14 protein-coding genes are annotated in these 14,310 nt (G+C 66.7%); 10 read left to right on the top strand and 4 right to left on the bottom strand.

Features of this window, described 5'->3' with window-relative positions; genetic code table 11:
- Nucleotides 1-5: 5 nt before the first annotated feature.
- On the bottom strand, nucleotides 6-2,294 hold the full coding sequence (locus QE363_RS06380) for an FdhF/YdeP family oxidoreductase (RefSeq protein ID WP_309693296.1): 2,289 nt from the start codon (nucleotides 2,292-2,294) through the stop codon (nucleotides 6-8).
- A gap of 121 nt (nucleotides 2,295-2,415) precedes the next feature.
- Here QE363_RS06380 and trxB point away from each other — a divergent pair, with 121 nt between their 5' ends.
- Nucleotides 2,416-3,384, top strand: a complete 969-nt coding sequence (gene trxB, locus QE363_RS06385; protein WP_309693299.1) for a thioredoxin-disulfide reductase — start codon at nucleotides 2,416-2,418, stop codon at nucleotides 3,382-3,384.
- Between the two features lie 129 nt (nucleotides 3,385-3,513).
- Here trxB and QE363_RS06390 read toward each other — a convergent pair whose 3' ends face one another.
- Complete coding sequence (locus QE363_RS06390) at nucleotides 3,514-3,969, bottom strand: universal stress protein (protein WP_309693302.1); 456 nt, start codon at nucleotides 3,967-3,969, stop codon at nucleotides 3,514-3,516.
- A gap of 130 nt (nucleotides 3,970-4,099) precedes the next feature.
- Between QE363_RS06390 and QE363_RS06395 the strand changes: the two genes are divergently transcribed.
- The 4 genes from QE363_RS06395 to lpdA all read left to right on the top strand — a co-directional run bounded on the left by QE363_RS06395 (nucleotide 4,100) and on the right by lpdA (nucleotide 7,541).
- Nucleotides 4,100-5,440, top strand: a complete 1,341-nt coding sequence (locus QE363_RS06395) for a pyruvate dehydrogenase complex dihydrolipoamide acetyltransferase (protein ID WP_309693309.1) — start codon at nucleotides 4,100-4,102, stop codon at nucleotides 5,438-5,440.
- A 19-nt stretch (nucleotides 5,441-5,459) separates the two neighbouring features.
- Nucleotides 5,460-5,672, top strand: coding sequence for a hypothetical protein (locus QE363_RS06400; RefSeq protein ID WP_307103351.1), 213 nt, complete (start codon nucleotides 5,460-5,462; stop codon nucleotides 5,670-5,672).
- Nucleotides 5,669-6,064, top strand: coding sequence for an acyl-CoA thioesterase (locus tag QE363_RS06405; RefSeq protein WP_309693315.1), 396 nt, complete (start codon nucleotides 5,669-5,671; stop codon nucleotides 6,062-6,064). Before QE363_RS06400 ends, QE363_RS06405 begins: the two co-directional genes overlap by 4 nt.
- A gap of 64 nt (nucleotides 6,065-6,128) precedes the next feature.
- A complete protein-coding gene (gene lpdA / locus QE363_RS06410; protein WP_309693317.1) occupies nucleotides 6,129-7,541 on the top strand; it encodes a dihydrolipoyl dehydrogenase in 1,413 nt (470 codons plus the stop codon).
- A 164-nt stretch (nucleotides 7,542-7,705) separates the two neighbouring features.
- On the opposite strand, the gene QE363_RS06415 is transcribed toward lpdA, so the two are convergent.
- Complete coding sequence (locus QE363_RS06415; RefSeq protein WP_309693320.1) at nucleotides 7,706-8,251, bottom strand: isochorismatase family protein; 546 nt, start codon at nucleotides 8,249-8,251, stop codon at nucleotides 7,706-7,708.
- Nucleotides 8,252-8,681: 430 nt separating this feature from the next.
- Between QE363_RS06415 and QE363_RS06420 the strand changes: the two genes are divergently transcribed.
- Together QE363_RS06420 and QE363_RS06425 are read left to right on the top strand one after the other, a co-directional pair.
- The gene (locus tag QE363_RS06420; RefSeq protein ID WP_309693323.1) at nucleotides 8,682-10,064 is read left to right on the top strand and encodes a hypothetical protein; all 1,383 of its coding nucleotides are present in this window, start codon (nucleotides 8,682-8,684) and stop codon (nucleotides 10,062-10,064) included.
- A gap of 46 nt (nucleotides 10,065-10,110) precedes the next feature.
- The gene (locus tag QE363_RS06425; protein ID WP_309693326.1) at nucleotides 10,111-10,449 is read left to right on the top strand and encodes a DUF3140 domain-containing protein; all 339 of its coding nucleotides are present in this window, start codon (nucleotides 10,111-10,113) and stop codon (nucleotides 10,447-10,449) included.
- Between the two features lie 234 nt (nucleotides 10,450-10,683).
- Here QE363_RS06425 and QE363_RS06430 read toward each other — a convergent pair whose 3' ends face one another.
- Nucleotides 10,684-12,438: a fatty acyl-AMP ligase gene (locus tag QE363_RS06430; protein ID WP_309693330.1), complete on the bottom strand. Its 1,755-nt coding sequence runs from the start codon at nucleotides 12,436-12,438 to the stop codon at nucleotides 10,684-10,686.
- A 132-nt stretch (nucleotides 12,439-12,570) separates the two neighbouring features.
- On the opposite strand from QE363_RS06430, the gene QE363_RS06435 reads away from it, so the two are divergent.
- The 3 genes from QE363_RS06435 to QE363_RS06445 all read left to right on the top strand — a co-directional run bounded on the left by QE363_RS06435 (nucleotide 12,571) and on the right by QE363_RS06445 (nucleotide 14,304).
- Nucleotides 12,571-13,101, top strand: coding sequence for a regulatory protein RecX (locus QE363_RS06435; protein WP_307103362.1), 531 nt, complete (start codon nucleotides 12,571-12,573; stop codon nucleotides 13,099-13,101).
- A gap of 132 nt (nucleotides 13,102-13,233) precedes the next feature.
- On the top strand, nucleotides 13,234-13,797 hold the full coding sequence (locus QE363_RS06440; protein WP_309698109.1) for a cold shock domain-containing protein: 564 nt from the start codon (nucleotides 13,234-13,236) through the stop codon (nucleotides 13,795-13,797).
- Nucleotides 13,798-13,833: 36 nt separating this feature from the next.
- A complete protein-coding gene (locus QE363_RS06445) occupies nucleotides 13,834-14,304 on the top strand; it encodes a DUF192 domain-containing protein (protein ID WP_405053211.1) in 471 nt (156 codons plus the stop codon).
- The last annotated feature ends 6 nt before the right edge of the window (nucleotides 14,305-14,310 follow it).

Here is a 14,310-nt window from a genome sequence, read left to right on the forward strand (position 1 = left end):
CATGCTCATGCGGGGACGCGCACCTTCACCGGCACCGACTTGCCCGCGGGCACATGGCTTTCCAGCGCATGATGTTCCAGCGGGATCAGATAGTTGAGTTCGGGGTAATAGCCGCCGATACACCCTTCGGGGATGTTGTACTCGACGACGCGCAGGCCCTCGACCACGCGGTCCTGCCCGTCATCGGCATCGCTTTCCAGCGCGATGGTCTGTCCGTCCGACAGGCCCAGCCTGGCGATATCGGCCTTGTTCATCATTGCCACCATGCGCGTCCCGCTGATCCCCCGGAAGCGATCGTCATAGCCATAGATGGTCGTGTTGAACTGGTCGTTCGAGCGCAGCGTGATCAGCCGCATCCGCCCCTCGGCGTGGGGGATGCCGGAGGCGTCCATCGCGCGCGGCACGTTGAACTCGGCCTTGCCGCTCTCGGTTTCCCATTTGCGGTGCGAGGCGGGATTGCCCTTCCAGAAGCCGCCGGGTTCGAACAGCCGTTCGTTGAAGTTGGCGAACTTGTCGGGATAGACATTCTCGATCGCGGTGCGGACCAGTCCGTAATCGCCGACCCATTCGTCCCACGGCACGTTGGGATTGGGCTCCAGCACCGCCTTGGCGATCCCGGCGACGATGGCGGGTTCGGACAACAGCGTGTCGGCGGCGGGCGTCGCCTTGCCGACCGAGCCATAGATATGGCTGAACGAGTCCTCCATCGACACCGCCTGGCGACCGCCCTTCTGCATATCGGTTTCCAACCGGCCCAGGCAGGGGAGGATGTAGCTTTCCTGGCCCGGCACCAGATGGCTCTTGTTGAGCTTGGTCGCGATATGGACGGTGATGGGCAGCTTCGCCCAGGCCGCCTTCATCCTGGCATGTTCGGGCGTGGCGCGCAGGAAGTTGCCGCCGAGCTGGACGAATCCTTCTGCGGTCCCGGCGATGATCTGGCGGCACGCCTCGACCGTGTCCCAGCCCTTTTCGGTCGGCGGTTCGAACTCGAACAATTCCTTCAGCCGCTCGACCGGGGCGAGTTCGGTCTTCTCGGTGATGCCGACGGTGCGCTGGCCCTGCACGTTGCTGTGCCCGCGCACCGGCCCCGGCCCGGCACCCTCGCGCCCGATATTGCCGCGCAGCAGGAGCAGGTTGACGATCATGTGCAGCGCATCGATGCCATAGCGATGCTGGGTGATGCCCATGCCGTACACCGCGATGACGCGTTCGGACTTCATATAGACGCGTGCGGCCTGTTCGATCGCGTCGCGGGTCAGGCCGGAATCGCGAATGATCTCGCTCCACGCCGCCTGGCGGCAGTAATTCGCGAAATCCTCGAACCGGGTCGTGTGCTGCTCGATGAAATGATGGTCGAGGATGCGCTTGGTGCCCTTGGCGAGCGCGCGGTCGTCCTCCTCGATCACCAGCTTGCAGATGCCGGTCAGCGCGGCGATGTCGCCGCCCGCCTTCACCTGGTGATATTGGGTCGAGATGTCGGTCGAGCTGCCGGTCAGCATCTGTATCGGGTTCTGCGGCGAGGCGAAGCGTTCCCAGCCGCGTTCGCGCAGCGGGTTGAACGTCACGATCTCGACCCCGCGCTTGGCGCAGGCCTGGAGATTGTGGAGCATGCGCGGCGCGTTGGTCGCGACATTCTGCCCGAAGGAGAAGATCGCGTCGCACTTGTCATAATCCTCCATCTGGATCGTCGCGACGGGCGAGCCGATGGCGGACTTGAGCCCGACCGAGGTCGTCTCGTGGCACATGTTGGAGCTGTCGGGCAGGTTCTGCTGCCCCCACATCCGCGCGAACAGCGAATACATGAACGAGGTTTCGAGCGAGGCGCGGCCCGAGGCGTAGAGCACGACCTTGGTCGGGTCGCAGGTCTTCAGCTTGGCGCCGATCGCCGCGAATGCCTCGTCCCAGCTGACCGCGACATATTTGTCGCTCGCGCGGTCATAGCGCATCGGATGGGTCAGGCGGCCTGCCTGCTCTAGATCATGGTCGGGCCATGCCTCCAGCTCCTTGACCGTATGCCTGGCGAAGAAATCGGGCGTGACGCGAAGCGAGCTGAGTTCCCACGCGGTCGCCTTGGCCCCGTTCTCGCAGAACTCGGCGATGTGCGGCTTGGCGGGCTTGCCCCAGGCGCAGCTGACGCACATCACCCCGCCGGGCTTGTTCTGGCGGCGCAACGTGTCGAGCGTCTCGGGCCCCAGCCCCTCTTTGGGGAGGATCTTGGCCATACCCTTCATCGATCCCCAGCCGCCGGCGGGGGCGGTATATTTGGTGATCTTCACATCGTCGTCGTCGCGCATCAGGCCCATCTCCACTTGCAGCGTCAAACGAAGTTAGCGCCGAATGGCCGCATGAGAAGCGGTTCATTTTTGTCGCTCGCGCGACTATCTAGGGCGCAAACATGCTTCACAGGACTATGACATGACCACCCACGCCACCCGCATGCTCATCCTCGGCTCGGGCCCCGCCGGGCTGTCCGCCGCCATCTACGGCGCGCGCGCGGGGATGCAGCCGATCGTGGTGCAGGGCATCCAGCCGGGCGGCCAGCTGACCACCACCACGGATGTCGAGAATTATCCGGGCTTTGCCGACGTCATCCAGGGCCCCTGGCTGATGGAGCAGATGCAGAAGCAGGCGGAACATGTCGGCGCGCGGATGATGTGGGACACCATCACGGAAGTGGACCTGACCAACCGTCCGTTCCGCCTGATCGGCGACGGCGGCGACGTCTATGAGGGCGAGGTGCTGGTCATCGCGACGGGCGCGCAGGCCAAGTGGCTGGGCCTGGACAGCGAAGACGCGATGAAGGGCAAGGGCGTGTCGGCCTGCGCGACCTGCGACGGCTTCTTCTATCGCGGCAAGAAGGTCGCGGTGATCGGCGGCGGCAACACCGCGGTCGAGGAGGCGCTATACCTGACCAACCATAGCGACGACGTGACGCTGATCCACCGCCGCGATTCGCTGCGCGCCGAGCGCATCCTGCAGGAGCGGCTGTTCGCGCATCCCAACATCAAGGTGCTGTGGAACAAGGAAGTCCGCGAATTCGTCGACGGCGGCGGCAATGCGGGCCTCGTCGCGCTGGACCTGCTCGATACGGTCACGGGCGAGCATAGCCGCCTGGACGTGGAGGGCGGCTTCGTCGCCATCGGCCATCACCCGGCGACCGAGCTGTTCCGCGGGCATCTTGAGCTGGATTCGGACGGCTATATCGCGGTCGAGACGGGATCGACGCGGACCAGCGTGCCCGGCGTGTTCGCGTGCGGCGACGTGGCGGACAAGGTCTATCGCCAGGCGGTGACGGCGGCGGGCACCGGCTGCATGGCCGCGCTGGATGCCGAACGCTTCCTGGCGGCGGCCGAGTTCGAGGACATGGCCAAGGCGGCGGAGTAACCGCGCGCATTCCTCCCCTGCAAGGGGAGGTGGCAGTCCGCAGGACTGACGGAGGGGTGTCACCATCAGCGGGGACACCCCTCCACCAGCTTCGCTGGTTCCCTTCCCCTTGCAGGGGAGGAATTTATTTTAACTCAACCGATCGATCGCTTCCAGCGTCAGCGACCCCGGAATGATCATCACCGGCACGGGCAGCGCGCCCGCGTCGGTGCCCGAGAAATGGCTGACGAGCTTGCCCGGCGCGCCGCTGGCGGCGGCGCCCAGCACCAGCGCGGCGATGTCGGGATTGGCCGCGATCATCTCGCGGATCACCTTGGGGCCATCGCCCTCGCGGACCGTGATCGAGGGACGCAGCCCCGATTCGTCGAGCAGCGTCCCCGCCGCGCTCGCGACCAGTGCCTCGGCCTGCTGGCGCGCCTCGTCCTCGATCGTCGCCTGGACACCGCCGAACGCGATGAATTCCTGCGGCGGCAGGACGGTCAGGATCTCGACGCCGCCGCCCGTCTTCACCGCCCGTCGCGCAGCAAAGCGCAGGGCGATCACCGATTCCGGACTGTCGTCGATCACGACCAGATAGATACGCATGGCGGCCCCCCAATTTGTGTCGAATGGATGCCGTTACATAACATTTCGTGCAAGGCCATGACTTGACCGGGCGCAATTCGGGCGCAAGAGACGGGCCGCTACGGAATTGGTTTGCCCCGAGAGGACCTCCATGTCGATCGAGATCAAGATGCCCGCGCTGTCGCCGACCATGGAGGAAGGCACGCTGGCCAAATGGCTGGTGAAGGAAGGGGATACGGTGAAGTCCGGCGATATCATGGCCGAGATCGAAACCGACAAGGCCACGATGGAATTCGAGGCGGTGGATGAAGGCGTGATCGCCAAGATCCTCGTCGCCGAGGGTTCGGACAATGTGAAGGTCGGCACCGTCATCGCGATCCTGGCCGAAGAGGGCGAGGACGCCGCGTCGGTTCAGGCGCCGTCCAAGTCGGAAACCCCGGCTCCGGCCAATCCGATGCCGACCGACCCCGCCGATCCCAACAAGACCGGCAGCGAAGCCAAGCCCGTCGAGCGCACGGTCGAACAGGCCGAGGATCATGGCAAGCCCGCCGATTCGGGCAAGCAGGCCGGCCAGGGCGGCCGCGCGATCGCCAGCCCGCTGGCGCGCCGCATCGCCTCGCAAAAGGGTCTCGACCTGTCCGCGCTGACCGGCTCGGGTCCGAACGGCCGCATCGTGAAGGCGGACGTCGAGAATGCGCAGCCGGGCCAGGCCAAGGCTGCGGCTCCGGCCGCGTCGACCTCGGCTCCGGCGGAAACCGCCTCGGCCCCCGTCGCCGCGCCGAAGCCCGCGCAGGTGCCGGATATCCCGCACGAGGCGTCGAAGCTGTCCAACATGCGCAAGACGATCGCGCGTCGCCTGACCGAGTCGAAGCAGCAGGTTCCGCACATCTATCTGACGGTGGACGTGCGCCTCGACGCGCTGCTCAAGCTGCGTGGCGAACTGAACGCCGGTCTCGAATCGCGTGGCGTCAAGCTGTCGGTCAACGACATGCTCATCAAGGCGCTCGGCGTCGCGCTGATGGCGGTGCCGAAGTGCAACGTCATGTTCACGCCGGACCAGCTGATCAGCTTCAAGCGCGCCGACATCTCGGTCGCGGTGTCGACCCCGGCGGGCCTCATCACCCCGATCGTGTCGGAGGCCGATACGCGCTCGCTGTCGTCCATCTCGACCACGATGAAGGACCTGGCCACCCGCGCCCGCGACAACAAGCTGCAGCCGCATGAATTCCAGGGCGGCACCGCCTCGATCTCGAACATGGGCATGTTCGGCATCAAGCAGTTCGAGGCGGTCATCAACCCGCCGCAGGGCATGATCCTGGCGATCGGCGCGGGCGAGAAGCGTCCCTATATCGTCGACGACCAGCTGGGCGTGGCGACCGTCATGTCGGCGACCGGCAGCTTCGACCACCGCGCGATCGACGGGGCCGACGGCGCCGAGCTGATGAAGGTGTTCAAGGAACTGGTCGAGCGTCCGCTGGCGATGCTGGCCTGATAGACCGGGGGCGGGCGCCATGCGGGTTCGGATCGAGCTGTTCTATATCGGCCTGGGGCTGATCGCGGCGCTCGTCATGACCTGGGCCGCGGCCTGGGCCTATCCGCTGGGCCGCACCGAAATCTGGTGGTGCGGCGTGGCGGCGATGGTCGCGACGATGGCGATGGGCATCGGTCCGCTCCACCGGGCGCGCATCGCCGACCGCATGGCACGGAGACACGCCGAACAATGAGCACGCTGCCCGATCAGAACCCCACCATCCGCGTCACCGCCATGCCGTCCGATGCCAATCCTTATGGCGATATCTTCGGCGGCTGGCTGATGGGGCAGATGGACTTGGCGGCGGGTTCGGTGGCGTCGCGCCATTCGGGCGGCCGGGCGGTCACGATCGCGGCGGAGGGGATGAAGTTCCACGCCCCCGTGCTCGTGGGCGACGAGGTGTCGGTCTATGCCACGCTCGTCCGCGTCGGCAACACGTCGATGACGATTGAGGTCGAGGCCTGGCGCCGTGCCCGTCACGTCGAGGATGCGACCAAGGTGACGCAGGCCCGCTTCGTGTTCGTCGCGACTGACAAGGACCGCAAGCCGCGCACCGTTCCGCCGCTGACTCCCACGCAAGACTGATTGAAATTTTCTCGGGGTCACACCCCACGCACCGCCAAGGCGCGCGTTCAGAAGGAAGAGCAACGTGGCTGACACTTACGACCTTATCGTCCTCGGCTCCGGCCCCGGCGGCTATGTCGCGGCGATCCGCGCGAGCCAGCTTGGCCTGAAGGTCGCGATCGTCGAGCGCGAGCGGCTGGGCGGCATCTGCCTCAACTGGGGCTGTATCCCGACCAAGGCGCTGCTGCGCTCGGCCGAGGTCTATCACTACATGACCCATGCCGCGCAGTACGGCCTGTCGGTCGAAAAGCCCTCGTTCAGCCTGGACAAGGTGGTCGATCGCAGCCGCAAGGTCGCGGGCCAGCTGAATGCCGGCGTCAAGGGCCTGATGAAGAAGAACAAGGTCGCCGTCCATGAAGGCGTCGGCACGATCACCGGCAAGGGCAAGCTGTCGGTCGTCCAGGGCGACAAGACCACCGAGCTGACCGCCAAGCACATCATCGTCGCCACCGGCGCGCGTGCCCGCGACCTGCCCTTTGCCAAGGCGGATGGCGAGCGCATCTGGACCTATCGCCACGCGATGGTGCCGCCCGCCATGCCGACCAAGCTGCTGGTCATCGGATCGGGTGCGATCGGCGTCGAATTCGCCAGCTTCTACAACGACATGGGCGCGGAAGTGACCATCGTCGAGATGCTTGACCGGATCATGCCGGTCGAGGACGCCGAGGTCAGCGACTTCATAACCAAGCAGCTGACCAAGTTCGGCATGACCATCAAGACCAAGACCGGCCTCGAGAAGCTCGAGGCAACTGCGTCCGGCGTGAAGGCCGCAATGAAGGGCCCGGACGGCAAGGTCGAGACCGCTGAGTTCAGCCATGCGATCGTCGCCATCGGCATCGTCCCCAACACCGAGAATATCGGCCTGGAAAAGCTGGGCATCACCACCGATCGCGGTCACATCAAGACCGACGGCTATGGCCGCACCAATGTCGACGGCATCTGGGCGATCGGCGACGTGACGGGCGCGCCCTGGCTGGCGCACAAGGCGAGCCATGAGGGCGTGATCGCCGCCGAGGCCATCGCGCAGGCGCTGGGCAACAAGGACGTCCACCCGCACGCGATGGACAAGGGCAATATTCCGGGCTGCACCTATTCGCGTCCGCAGGTCGCCAGCGTCGGCCTGACCGAAGCGAAGGCCAAGGAAGCCGGTTACGAAGTGAAGGTCGGCAAGTTCCCCTTCATCGGCAACGGCAAGGCGATCGCGCTGGGCGAGGCCGAGGGTTTCGTGAAGACCGTGTTCGACGCCAAGACCGGCGAGCTGCTGGGCGCGCACATGGTCGGCGCGGAAGTGACCGAGATGATCCAGGGCTATGTCGTCGCCCGCCAGCTGGAGACGACCGAGGCCGAGCTGATGGAAACGGTGTTCGCGCACCCGACCATCTCCGAATCGATGCACGAGTCGGTGCTGGCCGCCTATGGGCGCGCGCTGCACATCTGATTTTTACGGATCGGATTACGGGAAGGGGCTCGCTGCGGCGGGCCCCTTTTTCGTTGGGGCATGCCCTTGGCCTTCGACTTCGCTCAGGCTGAACGGAGCGAGGGAATGATGCCGCTCCCCAACCCCCGTTCAGCCTGAGCGAAGTCGAAGGCCACGCCCAACCCTCACCCCAATCCCGCCACCACCGCCCCGCTATCCCGCAATTCGGCGAAATCCGCCGCCAGCAACCCCATGGTCACATCGAAGATCGCCTGCGCCTCCAGCCCGGCGGAGGGCAGGTCGAAGCCCAGCACCGCATCCGGCACCACCGTCACCGCAAAGCCCAGATCGGAGGCCGCGCGCGCCGTCGAGTTGACGCAGAACCCCGCCACCGCCCCGACGATGTGGAGATGCGACAGCCCCTGCTCGTGCAGATGCGCCGCCAGCGGTGTCGTGGCGAAGGCGGAGGAACTGCGCTTCACGAAGATCGCTTCACCGGGCCGCTCCACCGCGCAGGCCATCGGCGGATAACCGGGCGCGTCGGGATGCAGCGGCGAAGTCGGGTCGGCCTCGGCATGGCGGATATGGATGACCGGCCGCCCGGCCCCGCGAAACGCCTCGGCCAGCGCCCCGATCCTGGCGGGCGCATCCCCGTTGACGTGCGGACGCTCGGCCTCGATCCGGTCCTGCATCGCCTGTTGCATGTCGATGATCACCAAGGCGCTGGTCATGCCCACTCGCTCCCCCATCTTCGCTGCAATGTCACTAGGTCGGATCGACATTCAGTATTGCGTCTTCTTCCCTCTCCCCTGGACAGGGGAGAGGGTTAGCGAAGCTTGCCAGCCTGCTGGCTAGCGCAGCTTGGGTGAGGGGTACAGCGAGCCCAAAGGCTCGCGCGCTCGCAGAGCGAGCGCCCACCCCTCACCCAGCTCCGACTAGGCCTTTGCTGTCGCAAAGACCAAGTCTGCGCAACCCTCTCCCCTCTGCGAGGGGCGAGGGAAGGAAAGCCATCGTTGCATGTCGATCGGCCCTAATCCACGCGGGCGGCCGCGCAAGCGCCATGGCCGATCGGCCTATCTGGGCCATCCTGCCGCATTCCGCTTGCGAAACGGATGGTTTTGGCCGCATCGGTCGCATCCGCAACAGTTCGACTGGCGAGCCATGACCCGAGCCCTTTCCCACCGCCTGCGCATCGCCATCGCGGCGCTGATCCTGTTCGGGCTGAGCCTGCTGATCTTCGCGCCGGGCTATGTCGAATATGACAGTGTGGGCCAATATGCGCAGGCGCTGACCGGGACATATGACGACTGGCACCCGCCGATCATGGCCCGGCTCTGGTCGCTGTTTCCGGGGCAGGGGGCGCGGCCGATGCTGGTCCTGCAACTGGCGACATGGTGGCTGGGGCTGGGGTGCATCGCGGCGGCGATCGTCGACCGGCGGCCGCGCGCGGCGCTGGGCGTGCTGGCGGTCGGACTGGTGCCGCCCTGGCTGGGCTGGCAGGTGGCGATCCTGAAGGACGCGCAGATGACCGGCGCGGCGCTGGCGGCGGTCGGCATCCTCGGCTGGTGGCGATTGCGCGGGCAGCGTGTTCCCGGATGGGGCTGGGCGGCGGCGGGCATGTTGCTCGCCTATGCCGCGCTGGTCCGGGCCAATGCGATCTTCGCCATCGCGCCGCTGGTCGCCTTGCTCGTCGCCGATCGCTGGGGCCGCCGGATCGCGATCACCGTCGCGCTGACGCTGGCGACGCTGGCGGTGGCGCCGCTCGTCAATCACAAGCTTCTCGGCGCGAAGCCCAGCGGCGTCGCGCGATCGCAGGCGCTGTACGATCTGGCCGGAATCGCCGTGCGGGTGCCCTATGACGCGCGGCTGGGTTTCACCTCGCAGGAAGTCGCCGAAATCCGCGCCAAGGGGTGCGTGAAGCCGTTCTTCTGGGACCCGCTGGGCGAGCCCACGCGGTGCGGCACCCGGTTGCAGCGGTTCGAGACGATCCCGCCTTCGCATCTCTATGTCAGGCTCGCCCCCGCCATGCTGCATCATCCGCTGGCCTATGCGGCGCAGCGGCTGGCGCATGTCAATTCGACCTGGCGTTTGTGGGTGCCGCCGCGCTGGCCCAATGCCGCGCCGCCGCAGGGCAGCGAGCCGAACGACTATGGCCTGGGCCATCCGGGGCCCGTCGCGCTGACGTGGCAGCGCATGGCGAGCCCTTGGGTCGATGCGCCGGTCATGTGGCCGATCGTCTGGATCGTCCTGGCGGCGGGCGGCCTGGCGGTGACGCGGGGGAGCGGGCTGGCGGGGGCGTTGTTCGGATCGGCGCTGGGGCTGGAGGCCAGCTTCCTGGTCGTCAGCGTCGCCTCGGATTTCCGCTATCACCTGTGGCCGGTCATGGCCTGCGCGCTCGGGCTGATCCTGGCCAAGCCGTGGCAGGGCGACCGGCGCATCGTCCGCGCGACGCTGGCGGCGTTGGTCGCGGTGCTGCTGCTCGGCGGGATCGCACGGGCGACCATGGCCGTGCCGCCGCAAAGCTATCAGGGCATGCTGGTCTGAACCCGAAATCCGGTCGGCGGCGTTACCCCGCCGAAAGGAGCCGCGCATGGCCGACGATCACGACCAGATTTACGCCGATTTCAAGGAGACCGTGAACATGGCCCCCGCCCAACTCGAGAAATTCCTCGACAGTGACGAGTCGAGGAAGGTTGGGCAGAAGAAGGACGGCGCCGACGAAAGCGTGGGGCATGAATCGGGCGGCAAGATCGTCGCGATCAAGCGCAAGAAGAAGGCCGATCTGACCGACGACGACTATGCGCATATGAAGAAGGTCGTCGGCTATGTGCACCGACATCTGAAGCAGGGCGGCCCCGACAAGGATGTCGAGCATTCGCCATGGCGCTATTCGCTGATGAACTGGGGGCATGATCCGCTGAAGGATTGAGATGCCCGGAACGCCGTTCAGCCTGAGCGAAGTCGAAGGCCACGCCTAGTTCTCACCCCATGCCGCCGCCCCGGCGAAGGCCGGGGTGGTGATTGGAGTTGGTACGACCGGATTCCCTTGGCCTTCGACTTCGCTCAGGCTGAACGGGGGATGGGGATACCGGCTCCGAGGTGATGGAGATGGAAAAAGGGCCCGGTCTCTCGACCGAGCCCTCTCTCAAATCTCGAACTGGGATCAGGCCGCGACGTCGTACGGCTTGATCTCGCCCGCCAGATACAGGTTGCGGGCCTTGGCGCGGCTCAGCTTGCCCGAGCTGGTGCGGGGCAGGGTGCGCGGCGGGATCAGTTCAATGACGCAGTTCATGCCGGTCACCGCGCGCACGCGCTCGCGGATCTCGTCACGCAGGCGGGCGCGTTCCTCGTCGTCCGAGCTGCGGCACTGGACCAGCACCGCGGGGGTTTCCTCGCCGCCCGGCGTGGTGATGGCGAAGGCGGCGATGTCGCCCGCCTTGAAGCCCGGCAGCTGCTCGACCGCCCATTCGATGTCCTGCGGCCAGTGGTTGCGGCCGTTGACGATGATCATGTCCTTGGCGCGGCCGACGATGTAGATATAGCCCTTGGACATATAGCCCATGTCGCCGGTGTCGAGCCAGCCATCGACCATGCAGGCTTCGGTCGCGGCCTGGTCGCGGAAATATCCGACCATGACCGACGGGCCCTTGCACCACACCTTGCCGATCGCCCCGTCGGGAAGCGGCGTGCCGTCCTCCTCGCGGATCTCGATCACCATGTCGCGCGCGGGCTTGCCGCAATTGACGATGGCGCGGAAACGCTGCGGCCGGTCGGTGCCGCGTGCGCCGCCCGACAGCTGGGTTTCCTCGACCAGCTCGACGCGGATGCCTTCGCCCGGCGGCATGATCGACACCGCCAGCGTCGCCTCGGCCAGGCCATAGGAGGGCAGGAAGGCGGTCGCCTGGAAGCCCGCATCGGCAAAGGCGTCGACGAAGGACTGCATGACGTCGGGGCGGATCATGTCCGCGCCATTGCCCGCGATCCGCCAGCGCGACAGGTCGAAACGGTCCGACGCCTTGGTCTGCGATGAGATGCGGCGCGCGCAGATGTCATAGCCGAAGGTCGGCGAATAGCTGACCGAGGTGCCCGGATTGCGGCTGATCATGTCCAGCCACGCCAGCGGGCGACGCGCGAAATCCTCGGTCTTCAGGTAATCGGTCGACACCTGGTTGGCGACCGGCGACAGGAAGCAGCCGACCAGGCCCATGTCGTGATACCAGGGCAGCCACGAGACGCAGCGGTCGCTCTCCTGGATCTTCATGCCATGGCTGTGCGCGGCGAGATTGTTCAGCAGCGCATGGTGGGTGATCGCCACGCCATGCGGGAAACGGGTCGAACCGCTGGAATATTGCAGATAGGCGATCGCATCCGACTTCGCCTCGGGCAGCGGCGCCTCGGGCGCCTCGCGCCGGGCGAAGCTGTCCCAGTCGATGCCCTCGACACCCGCCGCCTCGGCCGCCGCACCGGCCATCTGCGCCAGTTCGGGCGGGAAGATCAGCATCTTGGGGTCGCAGCTGGCGAGCTGGACGCGCAACTGCTCGATATAGCTGTCGCGCCCGCCGAACGAGGTCGGCAGCGGCAGCGGCACCGGCCAGGCGCCCGCATAGATCACGCCGAAGAAGAGGGCGGCGAATTCCGGGCCCGTCTCGGCGACCAGTGCGATCCGCTCCTCGGGGCGCACGCCGCTGGCGATCAGCCGGCGGGCGCAGGCCAGCGCGTCGTCGCGCAGCTCGGAGAAGGGATAGGGACGGGTCAGGACCCCGCGCGCATCGTGGAAGTTCAGACCGCGCGAGCCCGAGGCGGCATAGTCCAGCGCCTCGCCCAGCGTATCGAAGTCGGCGAAGCGGCGCGGCAGCGCATCTTCGGTCGGCGTCGCGATGATGGCGCGCGCGTCGTCCTGATGGTGCTCGATCGTCATGGCCTTGCCTTCGTTCCTTATGCTCTTGCATCGTCCGGGCCGCGGGGCCGCGGAGACGAGTATGATTCTTTCGCCGGATGGACGGCGGCTTCCCGCGTTCTAATTCCAGTGTCAGTGTGGCACAAACAAGGCGTGTCTGCCGATCGTCGCCCGCCAAAGCCCCTTGATCCCAAATTGCTGGAGCAGATCGCGCTGCGCTATGTCGAGCGTTTCGCGACGACCGAGGGCAAGCTGGTCGAATATCTGACTCGCAAGCTGCGCGAACGCGGCTGGGCGGGGGAGGATGCGCCCGATCCACGTGGGCTGGCGGCCAGGATGGTCGAGCTGCGCTATATCGACGACCGCGCCTATGCCGAGATGAAGGCGGCGTCGCTGGCCCGCCGGGGGCTGGGGGCGCGGCGGGTGCGGCAGGCGCTGCAGGCCGCGCGGGTCGGGCCCGAGGATCACGAGGCGATTGCGGGGCAGGTGGCGGAGGCGGCGCGCGATGCCGCGCTGGCCTTTGCCCGGCGGCGGCGAATCGGGCCTTTCGGCGACGGCGAGGCGGATCGCGCGCTTCGCGAGAAGCAGTTCGCGGCGATGCTGCGCGCCGGTCACGACATGGCGCTGGCCCGGCAGATCGTGTCGGCGGCGCCCGGCGAGATGATCGACGACCGGGAATATTGATCCAAATTCGGCAAATTTTCCTTCAAGCAAAGAATCTTGGCCGTTTCGTCCCACTCCGGACCAGCAAAAAGTGATCCGCCTCGCATTGCGGGTGCGAACAAAGATGCTAGCAATGCATCCAAGGGTGCGATGATGCTGGATGAAACGCCAAATACAGGGGGCGGCATCGACGGCGAAGCGGCGGATGCGGCCGTAAGGCTGACGGGGGTCGTCAAGTGGTTCGATGTGACGCGCGGCTTCGGCTTCGCGGTCGCGGACGATCGGGCGTACGGGGATGTGCTGCTGCACTTCACCGTGCTTCAGCCGCATGCCCGGCGCAGCCTGCCCGAAGGCGCACGGGTGGAGATGCTCGCGGTGGAGCGCGGGCGCGGCTATCAGGCGCGCGAGGTGCTGAGCATCGACCTGACCCATGCCGTGCCCGAAATGCCCAAGCGGCCCCGCTCGCCCGACAGGGTCGATCCCGAGACGCTCGTCGATGCGGCGGGTGATCCCGAACTGGTCGCGGTTAAATGGTTCAACCGGCTGAAAGGCTATGGCTTTCTGCTGCGCGACCGCGACGGGGCGGATATCTTCGTGCATATGGAGACGCTGCGGCGCGGCGGCCTGATCACGGTCGAGCCGGGGCAGCCGCTGGCCGCGCGAATCGTCGATGGGCCCAAGGGGCCGTTGGCGGTGGTGGTGACGGAAAGGATGTAAGGCGTGCGACAGCGGGCTATGGGGGCGGGGCGCGGCATGGCGCTCGCGCTGGGACTGGCCGCGATCCAGCTGACCGGCTGTTCCGGCGCAGAGCAGGCCAAGACGGCGGACGTCCAACAGGCGTCGAAAATGCCGGTGACCATCACCACCGCGTCGGGCAGGCAGCAGCTGCACGTCGAACAGGCCCGTACCGCCGCCGAGCAGCAGCAGGGGCTGATGTATCGCACCGACCTGAAGCGCGATGACGGCATGTTGTTCGCGCCCTATCCGCCCGAGGGCGGCGGCCCGCGCGAGGCGAGTTTCTGGATGAAGAACACGCCGACCTCGCTCGACATCATCTTCATTCGCGCCGACGGCACCATCGCGCGCATCGCGGAGAATACCACGCCCTTCTCGGAAACCCCCATCCCCTCGGGCGAGCCGGTCGCGGCGGTGCTGGAACTGGTCGGCGGCCGCGCGGCCGAACTGGGCCTGTCGGAGGGCGATTCGGTGTCCTGGGCGAAATGAGGCCGT

Origin of the sequence: Sphingomonas sp. SORGH_AS_0870, from assembly GCF_031453175.1 — a bacterium.
Lineage (GTDB): Bacteria > Pseudomonadota > Alphaproteobacteria > Sphingomonadales > Sphingomonadaceae > Sphingomonas.

What these genes read in the sequence shown, in the direction of transcription:
- QE363_RS06380 (WP_309693296.1), bottom strand. Translation starts at nt 2,294, where the DNA reads ATGCGCGACGACGACGATGTGAAGATCACCAAATATACCGCCCCCGCC.
- trxB (WP_309693299.1), top strand. Translation starts at nt 2,416, where the DNA reads ATGACCACCCACGCCACCCGCATGCTCATCCTCGGCTCGGGCCCCGCC.
- QE363_RS06390 (WP_309693302.1), bottom strand. Translation starts at nt 3,969, where the DNA reads ATGCGTATCTATCTGGTCGTGATCGACGACAGTCCGGAATCGGTGATC.
- QE363_RS06395 (WP_309693309.1), top strand. Translation starts at nt 4,100, where the DNA reads ATGTCGATCGAGATCAAGATGCCCGCGCTGTCGCCGACCATGGAGGAA.
- QE363_RS06400 (WP_307103351.1), top strand. Translation starts at nt 5,460, where the DNA reads ATGCGGGTTCGGATCGAGCTGTTCTATATCGGCCTGGGGCTGATCGCG.
- QE363_RS06405 (WP_309693315.1), top strand. Translation starts at nt 5,669, where the DNA reads ATGAGCACGCTGCCCGATCAGAACCCCACCATCCGCGTCACCGCCATG.
- QE363_RS06415 (WP_309693320.1), bottom strand. Translation starts at nt 8,251, where the DNA reads ATGACCAGCGCCTTGGTGATCATCGACATGCAACAGGCGATGCAGGAC.
- QE363_RS06420 (WP_309693323.1), top strand. Translation starts at nt 8,682, where the DNA reads ATGACCCGAGCCCTTTCCCACCGCCTGCGCATCGCCATCGCGGCGCTG.
- QE363_RS06425 (WP_309693326.1), top strand. Translation starts at nt 10,111, where the DNA reads ATGGCCGACGATCACGACCAGATTTACGCCGATTTCAAGGAGACCGTG.
- QE363_RS06430 (WP_309693330.1), bottom strand. Translation starts at nt 12,438, where the DNA reads ATGACGATCGAGCACCATCAGGACGACGCGCGCGCCATCATCGCGACG.
- QE363_RS06440 (WP_309698109.1), top strand. Translation starts at nt 13,234, where the DNA reads ATGCTGGATGAAACGCCAAATACAGGGGGCGGCATCGACGGCGAAGCG.
- QE363_RS06445 (WP_405053211.1), top strand. Translation starts at nt 13,834, where the DNA reads ATGGCGCTCGCGCTGGGACTGGCCGCGATCCAGCTGACCGGCTGTTCC.